Annotated in this window: 1 protein-coding gene; it reads right to left on the minus strand. The window is 35.2% G+C overall.

Features of this window, described 5'->3' with window-relative positions; all coding sequences use genetic code 11:
* Nucleotides 1–31: 31 nt before the first annotated feature.
* Complete coding sequence (locus HC728_RS19800) at nt 32–343, minus strand: hypothetical protein (RefSeq protein ID WP_190395990.1); 312 nt, start codon at nt 341–343, stop codon at nt 32–34.
* Nucleotides 344–571: the final 228 nt, after the last annotated feature.

Here is a 571-nt window from a genome sequence, read left to right on the forward strand (position 1 = left end):
AAACGTGTTATGCAGGCGTTATACGGGTGTTTTACATCGATGGTTTGGCTTCAATTAACCCATCAATATTATAAAATAGTAGGGTTCCAAATATAGCTACGATTATGATGTAACCAATTGAAATGGCAATTCCATATGGTATTGAGTAATTTTGTTTTTCTTGTTTTTCTTGTTTTTCTACGACCTTATATTCATCAAAGGCTTGTACGAAATTGGCGGGAAACTTAGTTGGTAATGGTTGAATGGACAATTTACCAACGCTTAAAATTGAAATAATTAGGCGTCCAATTTTATATGCAAATGGGTTTCCTAAAATGATAATTAAATGAGCAATAGCGTCCATTCTGTTCTCTTGGTTTTGTGTCGGCTGTAAGTACCATAACCGTATTTAGTTAGTGCAACTGTGGGTAATATCTTGGTTCCACACAATTAATTTTATCTGTTCCGTATAACAAAGCAATCAACACGATTTATTACATTCGGCGTTGTAGGTTTGTCTTTGGTTTCGGTGTTTAAGGCGGTAAAATTCAGCTAAGCCGTCGTAGTAATAAACGTGTTATTGCGGCGTTAT

Source organism: Aliivibrio sp. S10_S31 (genome assembly GCF_014694495.1).
GTDB lineage: Bacteria > Pseudomonadota > Gammaproteobacteria > Enterobacterales > Vibrionaceae > Aliivibrio > Aliivibrio fischeri.

Excerpts from the sequence above, each read along its gene's own strand:
- HC728_RS19800 (WP_190395990.1), bottom strand. The coding sequence starts at position 343 with ATGGACGCTATTGCTCATTTAATTATCATTTTAGGAAACCCATTTGCA.